19 protein-coding genes are annotated in these 19716 nt (G+C 60.3%); all 19 read right to left on the bottom strand.

Annotated elements, in window-relative coordinates:
* Positions 1-6: 6 nt before the first annotated feature.
* The gene (locus AMC88_RS03635) at positions 7-759 is read right to left on the bottom strand and encodes a flagellar biosynthetic protein FliR (RefSeq protein ID WP_037114485.1); all 753 of its coding nucleotides are present in this window, start codon (positions 757-759) and stop codon (positions 7-9) included.
* Entirely contained in the window at positions 756-2843 is a 2088-nt protein-coding gene (gene flhA, locus AMC88_RS03630) for a flagellar biosynthesis protein FlhA (protein ID WP_004672323.1), read from the bottom strand. The genes AMC88_RS03635 and flhA overlap by 4 nt, the downstream gene beginning before the upstream one ends.
* Before the next feature lie 90 nt (positions 2844-2933).
* A complete protein-coding gene (gene fliQ / locus AMC88_RS03625; RefSeq protein ID WP_004672321.1) occupies positions 2934-3200 on the bottom strand; it encodes a flagellar biosynthesis protein FliQ in 267 nt (88 codons plus the stop codon).
* A gap of 89 nt (positions 3201-3289) precedes the next feature.
* Positions 3290-3715 carry a flagellar hook assembly protein FlgD gene (gene flgD, locus AMC88_RS03620; protein WP_004672319.1) on the bottom strand — a complete coding sequence of 142 codons (426 nt, stop codon included), beginning with the start codon at positions 3713-3715 and terminating at the stop codon, positions 3290-3292.
* Positions 3706-4155 (bottom strand): flagellar biosynthesis repressor FlbT, encoded by a 450-nt coding sequence (gene flbT, locus AMC88_RS03615; RefSeq protein ID WP_012482697.1) that lies wholly within the window; start codon positions 4153-4155, stop codon positions 3706-3708. The genes flgD and flbT overlap by 10 nt, the downstream gene beginning before the upstream one ends.
* Positions 4152-4499 (bottom strand): flagellar biosynthesis regulator FlaF, encoded by a 348-nt coding sequence (flaF, locus tag AMC88_RS03610; RefSeq protein WP_004672317.1) that lies wholly within the window; start codon positions 4497-4499, stop codon positions 4152-4154. The genes flbT and flaF overlap by 4 nt, the downstream gene beginning before the upstream one ends.
* A 34-nt stretch (positions 4500-4533) precedes the next feature.
* On the bottom strand, positions 4534-5586 hold the full coding sequence (locus AMC88_RS03605) for a flagellar hook-associated family protein (protein ID WP_004672316.1): 1053 nt from the start codon (positions 5584-5586) through the stop codon (positions 4534-4536).
* Positions 5587-5589: 3 nt separating this feature from the next.
* A complete protein-coding gene (gene flgK / locus AMC88_RS03600) occupies positions 5590-7077 on the bottom strand; it encodes a flagellar hook-associated protein FlgK (RefSeq protein ID WP_016734769.1) in 1488 nt (495 codons plus the stop codon).
* A gap of 19 nt (positions 7078-7096) precedes the next feature.
* Positions 7097-8398, bottom strand: a complete 1302-nt coding sequence (locus AMC88_RS03595) for a flagellar hook protein FlgE (RefSeq protein ID WP_012482695.1) — start codon at positions 8396-8398, stop codon at positions 7097-7099.
* A 126-nt stretch (positions 8399-8524) separates the two neighbouring features.
* Positions 8525-9196: a transcriptional activator Rem gene (gene rem, locus AMC88_RS03590; RefSeq protein ID WP_009993745.1), complete on the bottom strand. Its 672-nt coding sequence runs from the start codon at positions 9194-9196 to the stop codon at positions 8525-8527.
* 280 nt (positions 9197-9476) lie between these two features.
* Positions 9477-10040, bottom strand: coding sequence for a lytic transglycosylase domain-containing protein (locus AMC88_RS03585; protein WP_010025317.1), 564 nt, complete (start codon positions 10038-10040; stop codon positions 9477-9479).
* Positions 9982-11406, bottom strand: a complete 1425-nt coding sequence (fliK, locus tag AMC88_RS03580; protein ID WP_012482693.1) for a flagellar hook-length control protein FliK — start codon at positions 11404-11406, stop codon at positions 9982-9984. The genes AMC88_RS03585 and fliK overlap by 59 nt, the downstream gene beginning before the upstream one ends.
* A complete protein-coding gene (gene motC / locus AMC88_RS03575) occupies positions 11403-12698 on the bottom strand; it encodes a chemotaxis protein MotC (RefSeq protein ID WP_064824832.1) in 1296 nt (431 codons plus the stop codon). The genes fliK and motC overlap by 4 nt, the downstream gene beginning before the upstream one ends.
* Positions 12699-12708: 10 nt before the next feature.
* Complete coding sequence (locus AMC88_RS03570) at positions 12709-14031, bottom strand: MotB family protein (protein ID WP_012482691.1); 1323 nt, start codon at positions 14029-14031, stop codon at positions 12709-12711.
* Positions 14028-14657, bottom strand: coding sequence for a hypothetical protein (locus AMC88_RS03565; protein WP_012482690.1), 630 nt, complete (start codon positions 14655-14657; stop codon positions 14028-14030). Before AMC88_RS03565 ends, AMC88_RS03570 begins: the two co-directional genes overlap by 4 nt.
* A gap of 200 nt (positions 14658-14857) precedes the next feature.
* Complete coding sequence (locus AMC88_RS03560) at positions 14858-15820, bottom strand: flagellin N-terminal helical domain-containing protein (protein WP_029531632.1); 963 nt, start codon at positions 15818-15820, stop codon at positions 14858-14860.
* 300 nt (positions 15821-16120) lie between these two features.
* Positions 16121-17032: a flagellin N-terminal helical domain-containing protein gene (locus tag AMC88_RS03555; RefSeq protein ID WP_004672304.1), complete on the bottom strand. Its 912-nt coding sequence runs from the start codon at positions 17030-17032 to the stop codon at positions 16121-16123.
* A 247-nt stretch (positions 17033-17279) separates the two neighbouring features.
* A complete protein-coding gene (locus tag AMC88_RS03550) occupies positions 17280-18188 on the bottom strand; it encodes a flagellin N-terminal helical domain-containing protein (RefSeq protein ID WP_012482689.1) in 909 nt (302 codons plus the stop codon).
* 281 nt (positions 18189-18469) lie between these two features.
* Positions 18470-19375, bottom strand: a complete 906-nt coding sequence (locus AMC88_RS03545; protein ID WP_016734777.1) for a flagellin N-terminal helical domain-containing protein — start codon at positions 19373-19375, stop codon at positions 18470-18472.
* Positions 19376-19716 lie beyond the last annotated feature (341 nt).

The raw sequence follows: 19716 nt of genomic DNA, 5'->3' as shown, positions 1-19716 counted from the left end.
TCAGCCTCATCGTCCGATATAGATCGAACCGAAGGCCTGGCCGAACTGGCTGACCAGCGCCGCGACCGAGACATAAAACAGGAAGAGCCCGCCCATCAGCAGATAGGGTGTGGAAATGAAATAGACCGGGATCTGCGGCGCCAGCTTGTTGATGAAGCCGATCGAGACGTTGAAGATCATGCCGTAGATCAGAAAGGGGCTCGACAGCCGCAGCATGATATAGGTGGTCTGCTCCAGCGTGTCGGTAAAGGAGATCAGCGTCGCGCGCATCTGCGTCACCCCGCCGAAGGGCATGGTCGTGTAGGAATCGACCAGCGCGCGGAAGACGATGTGATGGAAATCCATGATGAACAGAATCATGATGCCGGCAAAGGTGATGAAGCCGGAAAGGCTGGTTTCCGGCGCGTCTTCGATGACGTCGGCGGAGCCCGGCTGGGTATAACCGACCATCATGGCGATGATCGTCGCTGCGAACTGCATGCCGAGCGTATAGATTCTGGCCAGCATGCCGTACATCAGGCCGACCAGCGATTCGCTGAAAATCAGGCCGATATAAGTTCCGGCTCCCGTGTGGACAGCCGGATAGACCGTGTCCCAGAGCAGCGGCATGAGCGCGATCGACAGCGCACCGGCGATGAAGACGCGCAGCTGCTCGGGCACGCGCGCCGAGGAAAAACCCGGAAGAGCCAGCACGCAGCCGCCGATCCGGCAGAAGACCAGAAACAGCGCGAGAACGGTCCCTTGCGGGTCTGTTATCATGAAATCGAGCCCAAAATCTTTATCTCAATGCCCTTGGCCAGTTCGACATGCGACAGGACCGGCAGCGTGGCGAACAGCCGTTCGATGATCATGCGCACATAGGAGCGTGTTTCCGGCGACGTGACAAGGGCGAATGGCAGGCCGCGATCCATGAACTCACGGATAACTTTGCTCGCCTGCTCGCTGAACTCCTCCAGGCTTCTGGGATCGATGTCGAACTCGATCACCTCGCCCTTGGCATCGCGCTTCAGCGCCTGGTGGAAGGCGAGATCCCACTTGCTGCCCAATCTCAGCACACGCAGCACGCCGTTATCGGCAAGATCGCCGCAGAGCTGCTGGGCCATGCGGATGCGGACGTGTTCGACGATCTGCTCGGTCTTCCTGACATGCGGTGCAAGCTCGGCCACCGCCTCGAGAATGAGGTGCAGGTTGCGGATCGACACGCGCTCGGCAAGCAGGAGCTTGAGCACCGCCTGCAGGCCGGAATAGGACATGTGCGACGAGCAGATTTCGTCGGCCAGCTTCTTGTATTCCGGGTCGAGCCGATCGATCAGCACCTTGACGTCCTTGTAGGACAGAAGCTGCGGCAGGTTGTTGCGAATGACCTCGCTCATGTGGGTCAGCACGACGGAGACGTTGTCGATCGGCTGGAAACCTTCGCGTTTCAGATCGTCGGCGAAGTTTTCGAGAATCGAGACGGCCGGCATGCCGAAAGCGGGCTCGCGGATTTCGTCACCCGGAATACTCGGCTTGCGGCCGGCGCCGGTGACGACGAGGACTTCGCCGACGCGCAGCAGGTTGGAGGCGACCGTCGTGCCATGAATGCGGATCTGGTAGGATTTCTCGGGGATGGCAATATCGTCGGTGACCTTGATTTCCGGGACGACGAAACCGTATTGCGTGGCGAACTTCTTGCGCATCTTGCCGACGCGGAAGGCCAGTTCCTGATGGGCGCCGAGCAGGCGCGTCGAGACCATCTTGCCGAGCGCGAGCTCGATTTCGGAGGTGCGGAGCACCGACTTGACCGAATCCTTCTCCAGCTCCTTGCTCTGGACGACCTTCTTTTCCTCTTGTTCGCGGCGCAGCTTGTTTTCGGCCTCGACCTGACGCGGAATGAACCAGGCGGCGAAGGCGAGAAGACTGCCGAGGATCACGAAGGGGACGAACGGCAGGCCCGGCATCAGCGCCAGGACGAACATCAGCACCGCCGAAACCGAGAGCGCGCGGGGGTAACCGCTCAACTGGTTGACGACTGCCTGGTCGGTGGAGCCGGTGGTGCCGCCGCGCGAGACGAGGAGGCCGGCGGCGAGCGAGACGATGAGGGCCGGCATCTGCGAGACGAGGCCGTCGCCGACGGAGAGCTTGACGAAGACGTCGGCTGCTTCGCCGATCGGCATGCCGTGGCGGAAATAACCGATGATGATGCCGCCGAAGACGTTGATGGCGGTAATGATGAGGCCGGCGACGGCATCGCCGCGCACGAATTTCGAGGCACCGTCCATCGCACCGAAGAAGGAGCTTTCCTCCTCGAGCTCCCTGCGCCGGCGCTGGGCTTCCTTCTCATCGATGATGCCGGCCGAAAGATCGGCATCGATCGACATCTGCTTGCCGGGGATGGCATCCAGGGTGAAACGGGCGCCGACTTCGGCGATACGCGTCGCACCTTTGGTGATGACGATGAAGTTGATGGTGATGAGAATCAGGAAGACGATAAGACCGATGACGAAGTCGCCGGACATCACCAGGCTTGCGAAACCGGCAATGACGCCGCCGGCTGCGTCATGGCCCTCATTACCGTGGGACAGGATGACGCGGGTGGTGGCGATGTTCAGCGCCAGCCGGGTCATCGTCGCGATCAGCAGGATGGTCGGAAAGGACGAGAAATCGAGCGGCTTCTGGATCCACAGCGCGACCATCAGGATCAGCACCGAAAAGGCGATCGAGAACGCCAGTCCCATATCGATCAGGAACGGCGGAATCGGCAGGAAGAGAATGCAGATGATGCCGACAATGCCGAGAGCAAAACCGACATCGCGCAGGCTCGGGGCGACTTTAGGAAGGGGGAGTGCAGGTGGTTGCGCCATAACGATTCCGTCTCTTCATGAGAGGAGGCGGAAACGAGGTCCGCCCAATTCGGATCGAGAGTTAAATGGCGAAGCTTGCGCGAAGGTGGCTCAGAAGCCGGATTGAATGCGCGAGAAGACCAGATTGGTGAAAATCGAGATCTGTGAGCCGATGAAAGGCGCGGTGACGCCGACGGTGATGAGCACGGCGAGGATCTTCGGCACGAAGGTCAGCGTCGCTTCCTGCACCTGGGTCAATGCCTGGATCAGGGCGATGACGAGACCCACCACCATCGCAGCGATCACGGCAGGACCGGCAGCAATCAGGACCGTCCAGATCGCGGCCTGGAACAGATCCAATGCATCAGCTTCATTCATCTGAAGGCAACCTCATATCGCCTCGAAGCAGCCCGCGACAGCCGGGCTGCGATTGATCGGCATAATCAGGCGCCTCGGCGCCTTTTGCATCAGGAGCTGCTGCTCGGCGCCTCGTCGGCAACGGTGATTCCCGCCTGCACGAGTATCTTACCGCCATCCGTCGTCGTCGCAATAATGCCGTCGGAATAAACCTTGACGGAATCGATGACACCTTTGACGGTGCCGTCAGCGCTTTCCATGTACTTCCCGACATAGCTGCTGGCCTGGGTGAGGCTCGAGCTTGCCAGAAGCGTGTCCAGCTTCGTGTTGGTCTGGATCGTCTGCTCGACCTGCGAGAAAGTGGCAAGCTGAGCGACCTGCTCGCTGGCATCCATAGGATCGGTCGGGTCCTGGTTCTTCATCTGCGCGATGAGCAGCTGAAGGAAGTTGTCGTAGTTCAGCGTCGCCTTCTGGGTGGAGCTCGAGGTGCTCGCCGAGGTCGAGCTCGTCACCTTTGACGTTGCATCTACCGCCATGGTGCGATCTCCCTGCGAATCTGCTCGACCATCGTCGGCGGCAGCTCGTGATTGTTGAGAATATTATCTTCGATCGCGTAGAGACCGCGGATCGCCTTCAACGCGTCGAAGGCGCGGCCGGTCGACACGAGCGCGTCGATGCGCTTCAGTTCGGCGAGGATCTCTTCATTCTTGAAGCAGGTGAGGAGCATGGTGATCGACTTGCGGAACATCGCCGTCGAGTGGTCCTTGCCCTCGGGATTGATGAGGATCATCTGCGCGATGAAGTAGAGCTGGCGCAAGGGCGTCGTCGCACCTTCCGGCTGAAGGACGTGATTTTCGAGAAGGAACGTCACATCATTCAGGAATTCCAGCGCGACCTTGCGGTCGACGCGCAGGACGGCGCCGTTGATGAAGATTCTTTCTCCGGCTTTCAGAGAAATGCGTAGTGTACTTTTCATTTAAGTCCATCCCTGATGATGGTGGTGACGTCGATAATGCCCTGGTAGTTATTCGACAGACGTTTTCTGATCCTGTCGCATTCCTTCAAAATCCAGATTGCGATCGAGATGAGATTGGCCCTGAGCTGAACATCCAGCTGATTGTCCGGATGCTTCAGATCCTCGATGAAGCTGATCCACACCCGACGCGTATAAAACAGGGCTTCAATGGCTTCCCGACCGTATTTGTCCTTGTCGCGCGCCAACGCCAGCAGTTCTATGGACCGGTCAAGAACCTGCCATTCCCGCTCTTTCGCGTCGGCCACCGAGTCCTGCATGACTTCGGCATATGAGAACTGATACATTCATGCATCCTTCTTTATTGCGCGCCTTTGCTCATCAAAGGTAGTTTACGAGACTCAACTGCTGGATCTTCGAAACGATCGTGTAAGCGGTTTCAAGCTGTGTTTCCAAAGTCTTGACGAGGGTCGAGGCTTCGTAAGGGTCAACGCCCTGGAGATCGACCAGCTTGTTCTTGATAATGTTCGACTGCGCGTCGAGAGCGTCGTTGGACTTCTTGACACGCTCCTGGGAGAGGCCAAGCTGGCTTGCCTGCGTCACCAGGCCGCTGGTTGCCTTGGCCGTGTAGCTGATTGCCTGCTTGGAGACGGTCGTCATTGCATCCGTGCTGAGGTTCTGGCCGAGCAGCGCGGAGGTCATGACCGAGGCGAGCGCAAAATAACGCATGCCTTCGGAATTGGCGTTGGTCGAGGATTCGATCACTTCCGAGTTGCTGATGCGGCTCGTCATGTTCTGGCTCGATGCCTGCGACCATCCGGTCGCCGCATTGGTCCAATTGGCCTGGCTGAACATCGGCTCGACCGTCGTCGTGATGAAGGTCTCCATTTCGGTGCCGGTGAGATCGCTGACGGCCTTCGGCGGAGCCAGACCAGCGGCGTAGCTGTTCAGCGCCGTCACGATGGCCGCACTCGTGGCGGTCGTCTTGTCGGTCAGCGGCTGCACGTCGGTATTGATGCCGGAGAACAGATATTCGCCGTTCACCATGGTATTGGCCGTATCCATCATGGTGGACAGGGCGCTGGTCGCCGACTGGATGGCGACGGTGATGCTGCCCGGATCGTGGCTGCCCTGCAGCGCGGTTAGCTTCGAAACGAGGCCATCGCCGACATCCTTCATCTTGGACAGGCCGAGCTGTGAGGATTCCATGCGGGCGCTGACAAGCGAATTGCTTGACTTGATCGAATCGATCCGGTCGGTCTCGCGGGTGAAGTCGACGCTTCTGGCAGCATTGCCGCCGAGCGAGACACCGATATCCGCGTAGACTCCCGTCGTTGCTTCCATCGTCGCCTTCGTCATCTGGTTCTGCGCCTGACGGATCGTCAAGCGCATCGCACTTTGAATGGCGGTACTTGAAATAAATGAGCTCTTCATGGCTTAACTCGCGATATCCAGCAATGACTTCAACATTTCGTCGACAGCGTTAAGGATTTTCGTCGCCGCTTTGTAGGACTGTTCGATATCGAGAAGCAGCGTCAGTTCCTCGTCGAGGTTGACGCCGGTTTCGTTGGAATAGGCTTCGTCGGAGCGCGACAGGGCGGCCGAGGTGTTTTCCGCCGCCGTCGTGGCGTTGCTGCGATACTGCTCGAGCCAGCCGAGGGAATTGGTCGCATATTCCATGATGCTGACGTTGGAATCGATCCCCGTCGTGGCGTCGAAGCCGACCGCCGGACCTGCCGCCGGATCGAAATCGATGTCGGAGCCCAAAGCGGTGTAAAGACGGTCGAGATCCGTCGTATAGCCACTGAGGCCGGTCGGATTGTTGACGACGCCGTTGACGTTGACGCCGCCATCGCGCAGCCGCATCGGGTCGCCGCCCTGCGATGTGATCACACGGCTGCTGACACTGATGGTCGACGCCATGCCGGCAATCGCAGTGCCGCCGGTGTCGACCGTGCCGCCGCTCCAGGTGAAGAGGCCGGGCACATAGGCAGGGGGCCCAGCGGTATTCTGCTCCTTGAAGAGAGAGACGAGGCCGCGGGCGATTTCATCGAGCTGCTTCTGGAAGTTGGGGGCGATCTCGTCGCGAACCTGAAGGAGCGACTGGAGGCTGCCCTGCGCTGTCGTCGTCGATCCGCTGCCGCGCGGCAGTGCGACACCGTCGACATAGACCGAATTGCCGGTGATGGAGGCGTTGTAGACATCCTGAGCCTGGAACGTCACCTTGCGCGGGATCGTCTCGAAAAGGATCGTCCCGTCAGGCGTGCTCAGCACCATATCGTTGTTGTCGCGCGTTGTCGCGCTGACGCCGACGATCTGCGAAATCTGCTTGAGGGTCTTCTCACGCTCATCGAGAGCGCTGGAAGGGTCCGCCCCCGTAGCCGTGGCGGTTTTCACCGCGTTATTGGCCTTCTCGAACTGGCTGAGGAGCGTGTTCAGCGTATCGACCGCGGTGGCGATCTGCTTGTCGGCGCCGGCGCGAACGTCCTGTACGGATTGCGAGGCATTGTTCAGCGAGTTGGCGACGTCCTGAGCGGCGGTGATGGCGCCCTGGGCGGCGACAGTGCTGCCAGGCGACGTGCGGAAGGCCTGGAGCTTCTGCTGGAACACCCCGAGATAGGTGGATGGCGACGTTTCATAGTCGTTGCCACCCATGATCGACTTGAGGTCTTCAAGGCCGCTCAGCAGGGTCTGCTGAGCGCTGTCCTGAGAAGATGACTTGAGATACTGGCGCAGCAGGGCGTCTTCCTGAGCCCGGTCGATCTTGACGACCTGCGAGCCGTTCAGGGACGTGGTAAGCATTGCCTGCCGGCGCACGTAATCTTTGTTGCCCGCATTCGAGATATTGTTCGATACGACACTGCTCTGCGTGCCGGTATTGTTGAATATGCTCTGCGCGGTATTAAGTGCGGATGTGAGCGACATGGCTTACCCGTTACCCTGATTATCTCTTGAGATTGACGAGAACGTCCATGATGTCGGATCCCGTCTGGAACACTTTCGAATTGGCGGTGTAGCTGCGCTGCGCTTCGATCATCTCGGTCAGTTCGCCGGCGAGGTCGACGTTCGAACCTTCGAGAGCACCCGACTTGATGGTGCCGAGGCCATTGGTCTGCGGGAAGCCGGTGACGGTGACGCCCGACTGGCCGTTGGCGCTGTAGACGTTGCCGCTCATCAAGGTCAATTTGTCCGGGCTTGCGACATTGGCGAGCGGAATGCGATAGAGCGGCTTGGTGCTGCCGTCTTCATACTTGGCGTAGACGATGCCGTCGCCGTCGATCGTGACGTCCTTGACCGGGGTCGCCGCCTGGCCGTTCGGCGTGCCGGTGCCGGAAAAGTCGGCGCCGAGCTGCGTCAAGCCCGAGAAGTCCATTGCGATCGACTGGCCGGTTACCCCATCGTTGATGGTGACAGCGCCGGACGACGTCATCTTGCCGTTCGCATCGAAGGTCAGCGATCCCGTGCCGACAGCGCCGCCGGCAGTGTAGGGGAAGGAGGTCGTGCCGCCCGTCGCAGCATTTGCATTGCGGTACATCGCCACTTCCCATGTGGCAGCGGTGGCGGGAGGTGCGGGTGGCGGTGCTGCAGCCACCGATTGCTTGGTGAAATAGAAGTCGTACATCACCTTGTTGCCGAGGCGGTCATAGGCAACCATCGAGACCTTCTTGGTGTCGGTCGTCGTGGTAGCAAGATTGGCGCTTGGGAGTGTCGCCGGGGCGACCGGGATCTTGGCGTTGGAATCGAGATTGCCCTTGAAGACACCCGATGTCGACGCGATGGCGGTGAGACCATCCTGGCTGACGTTGACGGGAACGAGGCCGTCGAAGCCGTTGACGACGACGGCGGGAGAGCCGGAGTCGTAGGAATAGCCCATCAGCTGGAAGCCGGCGGCGTTGACGAGGTTGCCTTCATCATCCTTGGTGAAATCGCCGGCGCGGGTCAGAACCGGCGTGCCGTCGGGCCCCTGGACGATGAAGAAGCCGTCGCCTGAAATCGCAAGATCGGTGGTGGAGGTGGTGTAGGAGATGTCGCCCTGATCGGAGACGGCCTGGCGGACGGAGGTCTGAACGCCGCCGGAATTGTAGTTGCCGCCCGAGGAGGGCAGGACCAGCGAGGAGAAGCTCGTCGACACGGCCTTGTAACCGGTCGTGTTCACGTTGGCGATGTTGTCGGAGACCGTGCTGAGGCGGTTCGCCTGCGCGTTCATTCCCGATACCGCCGTCTTCATGCTGCCGAAAATGCTCATCTGAAAACCTCGTTTTACCTGTTAAACTCGAGAGTATTTGTCGGGCCTTGCGTGAAGCTGTCTGTGATGGCGCGCTGCAAGGCCAATCTCGAGGTCCAGCCGGGCGCCGCCACCCGGCCGAGAAGATCAGGCCCAATCGATGCAGTAGCCAAGGAAGCGCTTGGAATCGACCGGATCGACGCCGAGCTTCTTGCGCAGCTTTTTGCGCAGCTTCGAGATGTGGCTTTCGACGACGTTCTCTTCGACCTCTTCGTCGAAGATGCCGTAGATGGCGTTGAAGATCTGGGTCTTGGTCACCCGGCGACCGCGATTGGCGATCAAATATTCGAGGATGCGGCGCTCGCGCCGGGGCAGCGCGAAGACTTCGCCGTTGATCTCGGGATCGCGGCCATCCGAGAAGACGCGGATGCCGCCGATGTCGGTGTAGTTGGCGATCGCCTTCAGCCGGCGCCGGATCGCAGCCGCCCTGGCGAGGATTTCGCGTGGATGGACCGGCTTGCGCACCACGTCGTCGACGCCGCAATCGAAAAGCGCAAGCGTGTTTTCCAGCGAGGGCTGGTCGCTGACCGCAATCACCGGTGCCATCGAGCGATCCCGGATCGCCCGCGGCAGCTCCAGGCTGCGCTGGCCCTGACCGATCAGGAAGGCCTCGACGGCCGCAATATCCGAATCGGCGGCGGTCTGCACCCAGTCGCCGAATTCCGATGGATCAAAACCGGTAGAGGGAATGCCCTCCCGGCCAAACAGAGATGTATATCCGTCTTTCACGAGCTCACGCTCATCAACCACTACGATCATTCGTCCGCCTCCGAATCAGTGTGGCACTTCGATGATCTATGGGTACGAATCGCACGAATCGGCGACAACTCGTTAAAGTTAATGGCAGAAATTAATAATTGATTAAGATCTGCGTGGCGATTTGATCTACATCTAGTGGCCGCTCTCGAATATCCACACAAAAGTTTCGTGGAAAAGTTAACGAGCGGTTAAATGTGACTTGCGCATCGATTTGGCGCCGGATTCCTGCCACATTATGACACAATTTCGTCATAATCCGGCACTTCTATTTTCGGTTGAATTAATTTTGGCAGAAGTTACTCGCATTGGGAGTCCACTTGCCGTAGCCCGTGGCCACCAGATTGGCGATGACGCGGCAGACATATTGCTTCTGCGCGGGATCGTTATTCGGGCCGGCATGGTATCTGGCTACCGCCATCGTCCACGTCTCATGACGGTCATGCAGGTCGCGGAGAAACCTCGCGGCATATTCGACATTGCGATGCGGATCGAACATGTCCTCGGCGGAGGCGAAATTCTCGCCGTGATAATAGTGGTTGATCTGCATGCATCCGATGTCGATGAGCTTCGCCCCGCTTCTGCGAGCGACATCGAACTGCCGCATCGCGTCCTCTTCCGAGGGCGGAAAGATCGCCTTGCCTTCGACGTTCATGGCATAGGGATAGAGCGAACCTTTGCGACCCGTCTCCGTCAGACCGACCGAATAAAGGATGCCTTCGGGGATGCCGTATTTGGCGGCAGCCGACTGGATTTCGCGTTCACAGGCGCCAGTAGAGGCAGCCGCATCAGAGGTAAACGCCGCCAGCGCCGCTGCTGCGAGCGCCGCCAGCAGAAACGTCTTCAATCCCGGTCTCGCCTGCGCCATTGAAGCCTCCATCCGTCCGCTGCGCCGTCTGATTGTGGCGCTCGCGCGCCGCCCCGCCCTGCCCCTGCTGGGCGAGCGACTGCTGCTGGGAGGCCTGCCCCTGCCCGCTAGCCTGATTACCGGCGTCGACGCGCTCGACGGGAGCCATACTGATGGTAACGTTGTCGACCGCGTAACCCTGGCTGCGCAGCGCTTCGAGAATCTTGCCGTGATCTTCCTTCAGCTGCCGATAGGCAGCACCGGTTTCGACCTTGAGGTCGACGTTCAAGGCATCGCCGGACAGGCGCATGGTCGCCGTCACCAGGCCAAGATCGATCGGGTTCATCTGGATCTTCAGCGTATTGACCACCTTGCCGGTGCTCGTCCATTCCGCCGCGTTGGACAGAGCCGAGCTCGGCTCCATGGCGCGCGCCCATTCGGAATCGCCGGAGAGGGCGGCGGTGACGGCGGCGGAATTGGTATTCTGCGCCAGGCCGATATAGCGGCGCGATTCGAGCACCGAGACGTTTTCGACGTCGGTCTTCTTCGAGCCGTCCTTCGACCCGGCCTCATCCGCACCGATGTGAACATCCATTGATACGCCGCGACCGTCGGCGCGGCTGAGCCGAAAGGTTCTGCCGTCAGCGGCGTCGCCGTTCTGCGCACCTGGAACCCCGATGTCATCCGCCTTGATGCCTTCGACATTGCCGCTGACGGCCGCCAGGGCGTCGGATGCGTGGCCGCTCGTTTTGCCGTCAGCCGCAGTCTTCTTGTCGACAGGCCCGGCCTCCCCGGCCGTGGCGGCGGCGAGTTGAGCGGCGGCCGGCAAGGCGGCGGGCTCCTGCTTCAACAGGCCGAGTACATCGGAAATGCCGCCGTCATCGTCCTCGCTGTCGGCATCCGCATCTGTTGCCGAGAGGTCGGTCTTGGCGTGTTTGACGCCCCTGGCTGCCTGCGCGGCCTCGTCGGCGGACGGATCCTTGGCATCGAGCTTGCCGCGATCGGCCGGCAACTTGGCCTGATCCTTTGCGGGCTTTGCAGCGGCCTTTGCACCATTGGCGACTGTTTCCGGCCGCGCCTCGGCCTGCGCCTTCAGGGCGGCGTCGCTGAGATCGATCAATGGCTTGGCGCCGCTGCGGCGGCGGACCGTGTGCGCCAGCGTCGCCGCGTCGCCGTCGACCACTCCCTGATCCGGCTGCGCATCGTCGGGCGCGTCGTTGGCGGCACTGCCGCTCGCTTTCGCGAGCACATCGGAGAAGTCGCCCTTCTGACCGGCGGCGTCGCCCTTTCCAGCCCCTTTGGCGGATTTCGCGGCCGCAGCCGCATCCGCACCGGAGGCTCCGCCCGAGACGCTCAAATCCATCATTGTTCGTTGCCTTCCTGCGCCAGAAGACCATCGATCTCGTCGAGCTTGGATCGGCTGGTCGTCACAAATGCGTTGAATGAGGGGTCGGTATCCTGGCTCTGGCCAGTCGATGCCACACCTCCCGGAACAGGCTCGGGAGGCGCGCCTGGCGCTCCCGGTTGCATGGCTATCGCCGCGGCCTTTTCAGAAGTGATTTCTTGATGAGAAGTGTTAGGATCGGATGCTTGCGTCAGGCTTGCCGGATCCGGCGCGCGCAGGATCTGCTCGGCGACGGACCGTGCCGCCGCCTGCAGCGCCTGATCCCGCGGCGACAGCGCATTGCCGTCGATGCCGCTGACATTCTTCGCCGCCCGATCGATATCCTGCGTGGGAAGGCCGGCCATGCCGCCGTAAAAATCGGCGAGCGGGCCGAAGGCATTGTCGGTGCCTGCGCCGAGCGATTGCACACGTTCGACCGCCATGCGCGCCAGCTCCGGCTTGCCTGATATCGCGGCAGCACGGGCGATGCGCAGATAGACCTCACGCTGGCGCGGAGCATCCATGAAGGACAGGATGTCGACGACATCCTGCGGTTTCACGTCGCGATCATGGGCGACGACGAGCTTGACGAAAAGATCGGCAAATTGGCTGGCATAGGGCGAATGCAGGAAACGGCGGGCATAACGCTGCGAATAGGCCAGCCCCTTGTCGAGCATGCCCTTGTCGACGCAGATGGCGACGGAACGGCGCAAGGCCGCCTCCTCGACGATCGTGCCCGGCGCGGCAAGACGCGCCTGGTCGTAGAGATCCAGTGCATCCGTCGGTTTCGTGGCGATCAGCACGTTGCCGCCGATCAGCGCCAGGTAGGGACCGATCTTCTTCTCGCGATATTCCCTGGCGGTTTCCTCCAGCGTCTTGGCCACGAGGAGCCCTTTGCCGCTCAGATATTTGCGCAGCACGTCGGTGACGCGGTTGTCGAAATAGCCGTTGACGTCATGGGCGATCAGATATTCGAGCGTCTGGGGATTGCCGCCGCTCATCGCATAGATCAGCGCAGCATCGACATTGCGGTCGTCGTCGTAGATCGCCGTATCGGCCGTGCGCAGCCGCTCGTCGATCGTGCCCAGCATGAAGCGCTGCATCTCGCCGGCCGAATGATCGCCGGCGACGACCGAATCCTGCACGAACTGCAGCGACCGCAGCATCTTGTACGGCGAGAGATCGTCCGGATCCTGCGCATTGCCTGCGGCGGGCGAAAGCATCGCCAGGCCGAGGGCTATAAATCCGAGGTAACGATGCTGCCGACGCGCCATCCGCCTATCCTTAATCCGCCTGCACCAGGATCTCGATCCGGCGGTTGGCCGCGTTGAACGGGTCGGCAGGAAGTTTCAACCGACGGTCGGCGAAGCCGGAGACCTGCGAGATGCGCTTCTCGTCCAGCCCGCCGCGCACGAGCATGTAGTAGGCACTTTGGGCGCGATCCATCGACAGCCGCCAGTTCTCGTTCTGGCCGCCCTTGTACTGACGTCCGTCCGTGTGGCCACGGATCGCGACGGCGCCGCCCCTCTCCTTCAGGATCGTGCCGATCCTTTCCATGGCCAGCACCATCTCCTGGCGCGGAACCGCGGAACCGATGTTGAACATCGAATCGTCGTTCTGGTCGGAGATGCTGACCAGCAGGCCGCCTTCGGATGCCGTCACCGTCAGGCCTTCGGCAAGCTTGCCGGCAACGCCGCCGATCTGTTGGGCGATCTGCTGCTGAAGCTCATCCGCTTCCGTCTTCTGCCGTTCGGTCTCGTCCGCGCTCTTGTCAGCATCCTTTTGGTGATCGGCGTTCTTCTCGGCCTCTACCTTCTTCTCGTCGGGCGCCTTACCATCCGTCGTCTTGCCGCCCTTGGTCTCGGGCGCGCCCTTGGTTTCCTTGCTCTCCTTGGCGTCCTTGGCGGGCTTCTGGTCGGTCGCCAAAGGCACCGGCTTCATATCCTCGGCCTTGGCGACCTCGGTTGCCGCACCTTCGGTCGCCTGCTCCGCGCTCTTGCCGGGCGGCAGGGCTTTTCCAGCCGTTGTCACCTCGACCTGCTTCGTCCAGAAATCCGGATCGAAGGGATCGCGATAGGCTTCGCCGCCATCGGCGCCGGTCGCCGGGCCGGAATCGGCCGCGCCGCCATCGCCCTTGGCGCTGACATTGGCCTGCTGGCCGACTTCCTGGGCGATCTCGGCAAGAACCGAATATGGATTTTCGAAAAAGTCGGCTTCGGAATAATTGGTCTGGTCGCCTGAAGTCGATGTCTGGTCGTCACCATCGGCGGCGGACTTGCCCTCAGTCGGATTGTCTTCCTTCTGCTTCGACTTTTCCTTCTTTTCCTCACCCTCGGCATGGTCGACGGGCTTCTTCAGGCCCTTCTCCGTCGGCTTTTCGTCGGCGAGCTTGATCGGATTGAAATAGGTCGCGACCGCGGCCTTGGTTTCCTCGTTGGCGGCGTTGACAAGCCACATGACCAGGAAGAACGCCATCATCGCCGTCATGAAGTCGGCATAGGCAATTTTCCACGCACCGCCATGGGCACCATCGTGATCACCGCCGCCATGCCGCTTGACGATGATGATCTCGTTCCTGCCGTGGTGATGGTTTTCGCCTTCGCTCATTCGAGAACTTTCTTCAAGCTGGCCGCCCAGGCGGACATACGGGTGACGATGACGGAGTCACCGATTTCGACGGCAAGATCGATATCGTCGCTCTCCAGGTGGCGAACCGCGGTGGCATGTTCGCCGAGCTCGGCCTTCAATATGTCGAAGAGGCGGGTCGGCCCCCTGACGACGATCGGTCCGGCAGCACCCTCGAGGATCGCGTCGCGCAGCAATGCGGCGAGGTTTTCGGCGGCCTTGGCCGCAAGCGCCTCGGTCATGACGGGCGCAATCGCCGCAGCCGCGCCGGCGCTGACCAGTTGGGCGAGTTCTTCGGCAATATCGCGCACGCGCGAGGCAATGACGGCGGCCGCCTCGACTTCATAGCGGAGCTTCAGTTCTTCGAGCTCGCGCGCATGGATCTCGGCCAGAGCGCGCGCCTCGCTTTCGTATTTCTCGGTCAATTCAGCGGTCGCCGCCGCATGGCCTTGCGCATAGGCATCGCGACGCTCCGCCTCGACGTCGACCGATGGTTCGCTCGGTGCTTCGGGAAAAGCATCGCCGGGAAAATCGTCGATGTCGATGATCGGCGCCGACGGTTTCGGCTCGCCGAAATCCTTCAAATACCGAGAAAGCGAAATGCTCATAGAAACCATCCAGCATCCGGAAGACACGCAGCATGCTGCCCCCGTTCAAAATGACCTTGCGCGCGACATGTCCTTCGCGGCGAACAAGGGCTTGACCTTGCGCCGGCATGATTTCGGACGATGCCTTCATGCCGGAAACTAGGAAGTCAAACTTGCGCGAGGGTGAATGGCGCCGCCGCCATCGACGATCGCGCCCAGCTCTATTCCAGCAGAATGAGGATCTTGCTGGCGGCCGTGTTCAGGATCGAGATCGCTTCCACGGCCATCTGCTTCTGGGTTTCGATTGCCTTTTGCCGGATCGAAGCCTCGTCCATATCGGTATCGACGAGCGCGCCGACGCTCTTGTCGATCGAATCGGACAGATCGGCGGTGTAGTCGATCTGATCGTCGATGCGCGCCTTCATCACGCCGATCGAGGCGGATGTCGTCGTCAGCGAGGAGAGCAGAGAGTCGGTGACATCCAGCATGTCGGCGAGCTGGGCGTCCGTGGTGTTCTTGCCGATCGCGACTTCCGTGCCCGTCGCCGGCGTCGTCGAATCGGCGTCCAGCAGGTAATAATTCCGCGGCCCCGTGCCGCTATTGTTGATCGCCTGGGCATCAACTGCCTTGGTGAACAGGCCGCCGCTCGCATTGTTCTTATCTATGAGGATGGTCTGCGACGACGGGAAGTCGATGCTCTGAGCCTGGTATTCGCCGGTCGAGGCGCGCACGAAACCCGAAATGACCGACCATGTCGGCGGCGCCGCCTTGTCACTGTTCAGCAACCAGTTCTCCCCTGCAAAGGACGTCGATTCGACGACGGTCTTCAGCTGATCCTTGTATTCGCTGATCTCGGCATTGATCTTGTCCTTGTCGGTACCGGGCTCTCTGGCCGCAACCAGCTTGGCACGAATCTGGGTGACGAGATCGATCGCCGAAGTCATCGCCGTGTAGGTCGCATCCACCTTGGCGGCGCCGAGACCGAGCGCGTCGCCGACCGTGCCGAGATTGGTGCTGTCCGAGCGCATGACGGTCGCGACCGACCAGTAAGAGGCGTCGTCGGCGGCCGTCTCGATCCGATATCCCGAAGACACTTGCTGCTGGGTCTGGCTGGCTTCTTTGTTGATGCTGCGCAGCACCGAAAGTGCATTCACCGCGGCCGCGCTGGTAATCTTAACGGTCATCGACAGGGTCTCGGAATCAGATGAAAGGGCAGGCCGGACTGCCGGCGGCGACTGGCGTGGCGTCATGCCTCCGGTGGATCTCCACCGGCGTGTCGCAAAAACAAATCAACTCAAGGTCAGGTTAACTCGATACCAAGCTGTTGAGCAAGAGCGCGGTCACGAGCCGCAACCAGCGAAACCTCGACCGGAACAACCTATTGATATAAAAGAAAGAACCGCGCCGTTTCGGGCGCGGTCCGGAAGGTTTTCTGCGTGGCGCCGGATGGCGGCGCAAGATTCGGTCCAGCTTCAGGGAGCGATTTAGCTGCGGAACAGGGTGAGGATGTTCTGCGCGCTGGAATTGGCGATCGACAGCGACTGGATGGCCAGCTGCTGCTGGGTCTGCAACGCCGTCAGCTTACTCGATTCCTCTTCCATGTCGGCATCGACGAGGCGACCGACGCCTGAGTCGATCGAGTCGCTCAGCGCTCCGACGAAGTTTTCCTGCAGTTCGATGCGAGTGGAAATCGAACCGAGCTGCGAGGCGGCCTTGGTCATGGCTTCGAGACCGGCCTCGATCGAGGTCAGCGCCATGGAGATCTCAACCGAACCGAAGGTGCTGATGTCCATCGAATAGATCGAGCCGATCGTACCATATGACGTGCCGATAATACCGGCGCTCGTATCGATCGTGCCGGTCGAGGTCATGCCGAAGAGAACGTTGCCCGAGGAGCTGGTGTCCAGGACGTAGTCCGTCGTCTTGACCGAGACATTGCCGTTGCCGTCGCGAACGAAGGTCGACACGACGCTCTTGGTGCCGTCAGCGCCGGCGACCCAGTTTTCACCGGAGAAGGAAGCCGACTGCGCGATGCTCAGAAGCTGCTGCTGCAGCTGACCGATTTCCTCCTGGACCTTGGTCTTGTCGACGCCCTTTTCGGTTGCGGCAACGATCTTCGCCTTGATCTCACTGATAACGTCGATGGCGCTGTCCATGGCGGAGTAGGCAGTGTCGACCTTGGCGGCGCCGAGACCGAGAGCGTCGGAAACGGCCGACAGCGCCTTGTTGTCCGAGCGCATGGTCGTTGCGATCGACCAGTAGGCGGCATTGTCGGCGGCCTTTTCGACGCGGTAACCCGAGGATACACGGTTCTGCGTGCCTTCGAGGCTGTCGTTGATGCCGCGGAGCGTCTGAAGAGCGGCCATCGCCGCGACGTTGGTCAAAATGCTGGTCATGAAATGATTGCCCCTTGTCGGCAGGTGAGAAAAAGGGACATTCCGGAAAGCTACCGGGAACGGGGATCAGCCTCATGCCTGTTAACCGGTTTTAAATTTCGGTTAACCCGCCGTCTCGTTGGCCTCAGAAAACAGCATTATGGTTAATCAATCCTTAACGGAAATAAAAAAAGCCGCGCTCCATCGAAGCGCGGCTCCATTTCGAGACGCCCGCCGGAGACCGGCGGGCCGATATTTCCGGGGACTATTAGCCGCGGAACAGCGACAGAATGGTCTGCGAAGAGGAGTTCGCAATCGACAGCGACTGGACAGCCAGCTGCTGCTGGGTCTGCAGGGCGCTGAGCTTGGAGGATTCTTCTTCCATGTTGGCGTCGACGAGGCGGCCTACACCGGAGTCGATCGAGTCGCTGAGCGCGTTGACGAAGTTTTCCTGCAGTTCGATGCGCTTGGAGATCGAGCCGAGAGCTGCACCGGCGCTGGTCATGGACTTCAGAGCCGATTCGACGTTCGTCAGAGCGGTCTGGATCTGGCCGAGGGTGAAGTTGGTGATGTCCATCGCGTAGACCGAACCGGTCGCGCCATTCGACGTGCCGAGGATACCCGTGGAGGTTTCGACCGCGCCGTTGCTCATACCGAACAGAACGTTGCCTGCGGAGCCGTCGTCGAGAACGTAGTCGGTCATCACGACCGAAACGGCGTTGGAGCCGTCACGGACGAAGGAAGCGACGACGTTCTTGGTGCCGTCAGCACCGGCAACCCAGTTTTCACCGGAGAAGGAAGCCGACTGAGCGATGCTGAGCAGCTGCTGCTGCAGCTGGCTGATTTCTTCCTGGACCTTGGCCTTGTCGACGCCGTTTTCAGTGGCGGCAACCAGCTTGGCCTTGATGTCGCCGACGACGTCGATGGCGCTGTCCATGGCGGAGTAAGCGGTGTCGACCTTGGCGGCGCCGAGGCCGAGAGCGTCGGAAACAGCGGAAAGTGCCTTGTTGTCCGAACGCATGGTCGTTGCGATCGACCAGTAAGCAGCGTTGTCGGCAGCCTTGCCGACGCGATAGCCGGACGAAACGTGAGCCTGGGTCGTCTGGAGACCCTGGTTGATGCCGCGGAGAGTCTGGAGGGCTGCCATTGCAGCGTTATTGGTGTTGATGCTCGTCATAGTCTGATTGCCCCTTATTGGCAGAATTTAAGAAGGGACATTCCGGATTTTGGCCGGCCCACAGCGATCAGCATCATGCCTGTTAACCATTCTCGTTAAGGTTAACTCGCCGTTTCGATGGGCCTAGAAAACAGCAAGATGGTTAAGGAAAGCTAAATTCAAAATGGAAATAGTTCAAAAATATCTGAGACTTAGAAGGATTCTCATTAACCTTATATTAAAACATTTCGCGGCCGGGGATAACCCGGCCGCGAAACTTGGAAGCCTTATGCCGACCGCTCTTAGCGGAAGAGCGACAGGATGTTCTGCGAAGAGGAGTTCGCAATCGACAGCGACTGAATGGCCAGCTGCTGCTGGGTCTGCAGGGCGCTGAGCTTGGAAGATTCTTCTTCCATGTCGGCGTCAACGAGACGGCCGACACCAGAGTCGATCGAGTCGCTGAGAGCCGAAACGAAGTCTTCCTGGTTGTCGATGCGCTTGGAGAGCGAGCCGAGAGCAGCACCGGCGCTGGTCATGGACTTCAGAGCAGCTTCGACGTTCGTCAGAGCGGTCTGGATCTGGCCAGCAGTGAAGTTGGTGATGTCCATGGCGTAGATCGAACCGGTCGCACCATTCGACGTACCGAGAATACCCGTGGAGGTTTCGACCGCGCCGTTGCTCATGCCGAACAGAACGTTGCCGGCGGAGCCGCTGTCGAGAACGTAGTCCGTCGTCGTAACCGAAACGGCGTTGGAGCCGTCACGGACGAAGGAGGAAACAACGCTCTTGGTGCCGTTAGCGCCGGCAACCCAGTTTTCGCCGTTGAACGAAGCCGACTGCGCGATGCTTTTCAACTGCTCCTGCAGCTGGCCGATTTCTTCCTGGACCTTGGCCTTGTCGACGCCGTTTTCAGTGGCGGCAACGAGCTTGGCCTTGATGTCGCCGACGACGTCGATGGCGCTGTCCATGGCGGTGTAAGCGGTATCGACCTTCGCAGCACCCATGCCGAGAGCGTCGGAAACTGCAGACAGAGCCTTGTTGTCCGAACGCATGGTCGTTGCGATCGACCAGTAAGCAGCGTTGTCAGAAGCCTTTTCAACGCGATAGCCCGAAGAAACGTGGTTCTGCGTGTTGTTGAGGCCCTGGTTGACGTTGCGCAGCGTCTGGAGAGCGGCCATTGCGGAAGAATTGGTGTTAATGCTTGTCATAAATCTGTCCCCTGGAAACTAGATACAAAAAGGAGGACATACCGGACTGTAGTACCGGCGATGACGGACCAGCTTCATGCTACTCGGCGCCTGCTTGTTTGGCCCAAACCCGTCATGTCCAGGGCAATCTCGCAGCCAATGCTTGCCAACTTCTTAAAAATCGAGGCGCCGTGACGGCTCCTTACATCGCATAGTTAATGCTGGCTGAATCTATTCGTTCACATGCTAACATACCGGGAAAGAAGCCGTTTTCCCTCGGGAACGGAAGCGTCTTCATCAGACGCACCGGTTTCAAGCAAGCTTCGAATGCCAATGTGGCAGGTGCCGGGATAGCACCATCG

This window comes from Rhizobium phaseoli (assembly GCF_001664385.1).
Lineage (GTDB): Bacteria > Pseudomonadota > Alphaproteobacteria > Rhizobiales > Rhizobiaceae > Rhizobium > Rhizobium phaseoli.
Note: the sequence above shows the minus strand (reverse complement) of the source record. Positions and strands in the feature narration are given on the sequence as shown.

Bases quoted from the DNA above. Each gene is read 5' to 3' on its own strand.
- flhA (WP_004672323.1), bottom strand. From the start codon at position 2,843: ATGGCGCAACCACCTGCACTCCCCCTTCCTAAAGTCGCCCCGAGCCTG.
- flgD (WP_004672319.1), bottom strand. From the start codon at position 3,715: ATGGCGGTAGATGCAACGTCAAAGGTGACGAGCTCGACCTCGGCGAGC.
- AMC88_RS03555 (WP_004672304.1), bottom strand. From the start codon at position 17,032: ATGACCAGCATTTTGACCAACGTCGCGGCGATGGCCGCTCTTCAGACG.
- AMC88_RS03545 (WP_016734777.1), bottom strand. From the start codon at position 19,375: ATGACAAGCATTAACACCAATTCTTCCGCAATGGCCGCTCTCCAGACG.
- AMC88_RS03560 (WP_029531632.1), bottom strand. From the start codon at position 15,820: ATGACCGTTAAGATTACCAGCGCGGCCGCGGTGAATGCACTTTCGGTG.
- AMC88_RS03595 (WP_012482695.1), bottom strand. From the start codon at position 8,398: ATGAGCATTTTCGGCAGCATGAAGACGGCGGTATCGGGAATGAACGCG.
- AMC88_RS03570 (WP_012482691.1), bottom strand. From the start codon at position 14,031: ATGAGCGAAGGCGAAAACCATCACCACGGCAGGAACGAGATCATCATC.
- flgK (WP_016734769.1), bottom strand. From the start codon at position 7,077: ATGTCGCTCACATCCGCACTTAATACCGCGCAGAGCATATTCAACAAT.
- AMC88_RS03565 (WP_012482690.1), bottom strand. From the start codon at position 14,657: ATGAGCATTTCGCTTTCTCGGTATTTGAAGGATTTCGGCGAGCCGAAA.
- flaF (WP_004672317.1), bottom strand. From the start codon at position 4,499: ATGTATCAGTTCTCATATGCCGAAGTCATGCAGGACTCGGTGGCCGAC.
- AMC88_RS03605 (WP_004672316.1), bottom strand. From the start codon at position 5,586: ATGAAGAGCTCATTTATTTCAAGTACCGCCATTCAAAGTGCGATGCGC.
- AMC88_RS03635 (WP_037114485.1), bottom strand. From the start codon at position 759: ATGATAACAGACCCGCAAGGGACCGTTCTCGCGCTGTTTCTGGTCTTC.
- rem (WP_009993745.1), bottom strand. From the start codon at position 9,196: ATGATCGTAGTGGTTGATGAGCGTGAGCTCGTGAAAGACGGATATACA.
- flbT (WP_012482697.1), bottom strand. From the start codon at position 4,155: ATGAAAAGTACACTACGCATTTCTCTGAAAGCCGGAGAAAGAATCTTC.
- motC (WP_064824832.1), bottom strand. From the start codon at position 12,698: ATGGCGCGTCGGCAGCATCGTTACCTCGGATTTATAGCCCTCGGCCTG.
- fliK (WP_012482693.1), bottom strand. From the start codon at position 11,406: ATGATGGATTTGAGCGTCTCGGGCGGAGCCTCCGGTGCGGATGCGGCT.
- AMC88_RS03550 (WP_012482689.1), bottom strand. From the start codon at position 18,188: ATGACGAGCATCAACACCAATAACGCTGCAATGGCAGCCCTCCAGACT.
- fliQ (WP_004672321.1), bottom strand. From the start codon at position 3,200: ATGAATGAAGCTGATGCATTGGATCTGTTCCAGGCCGCGATCTGGACG.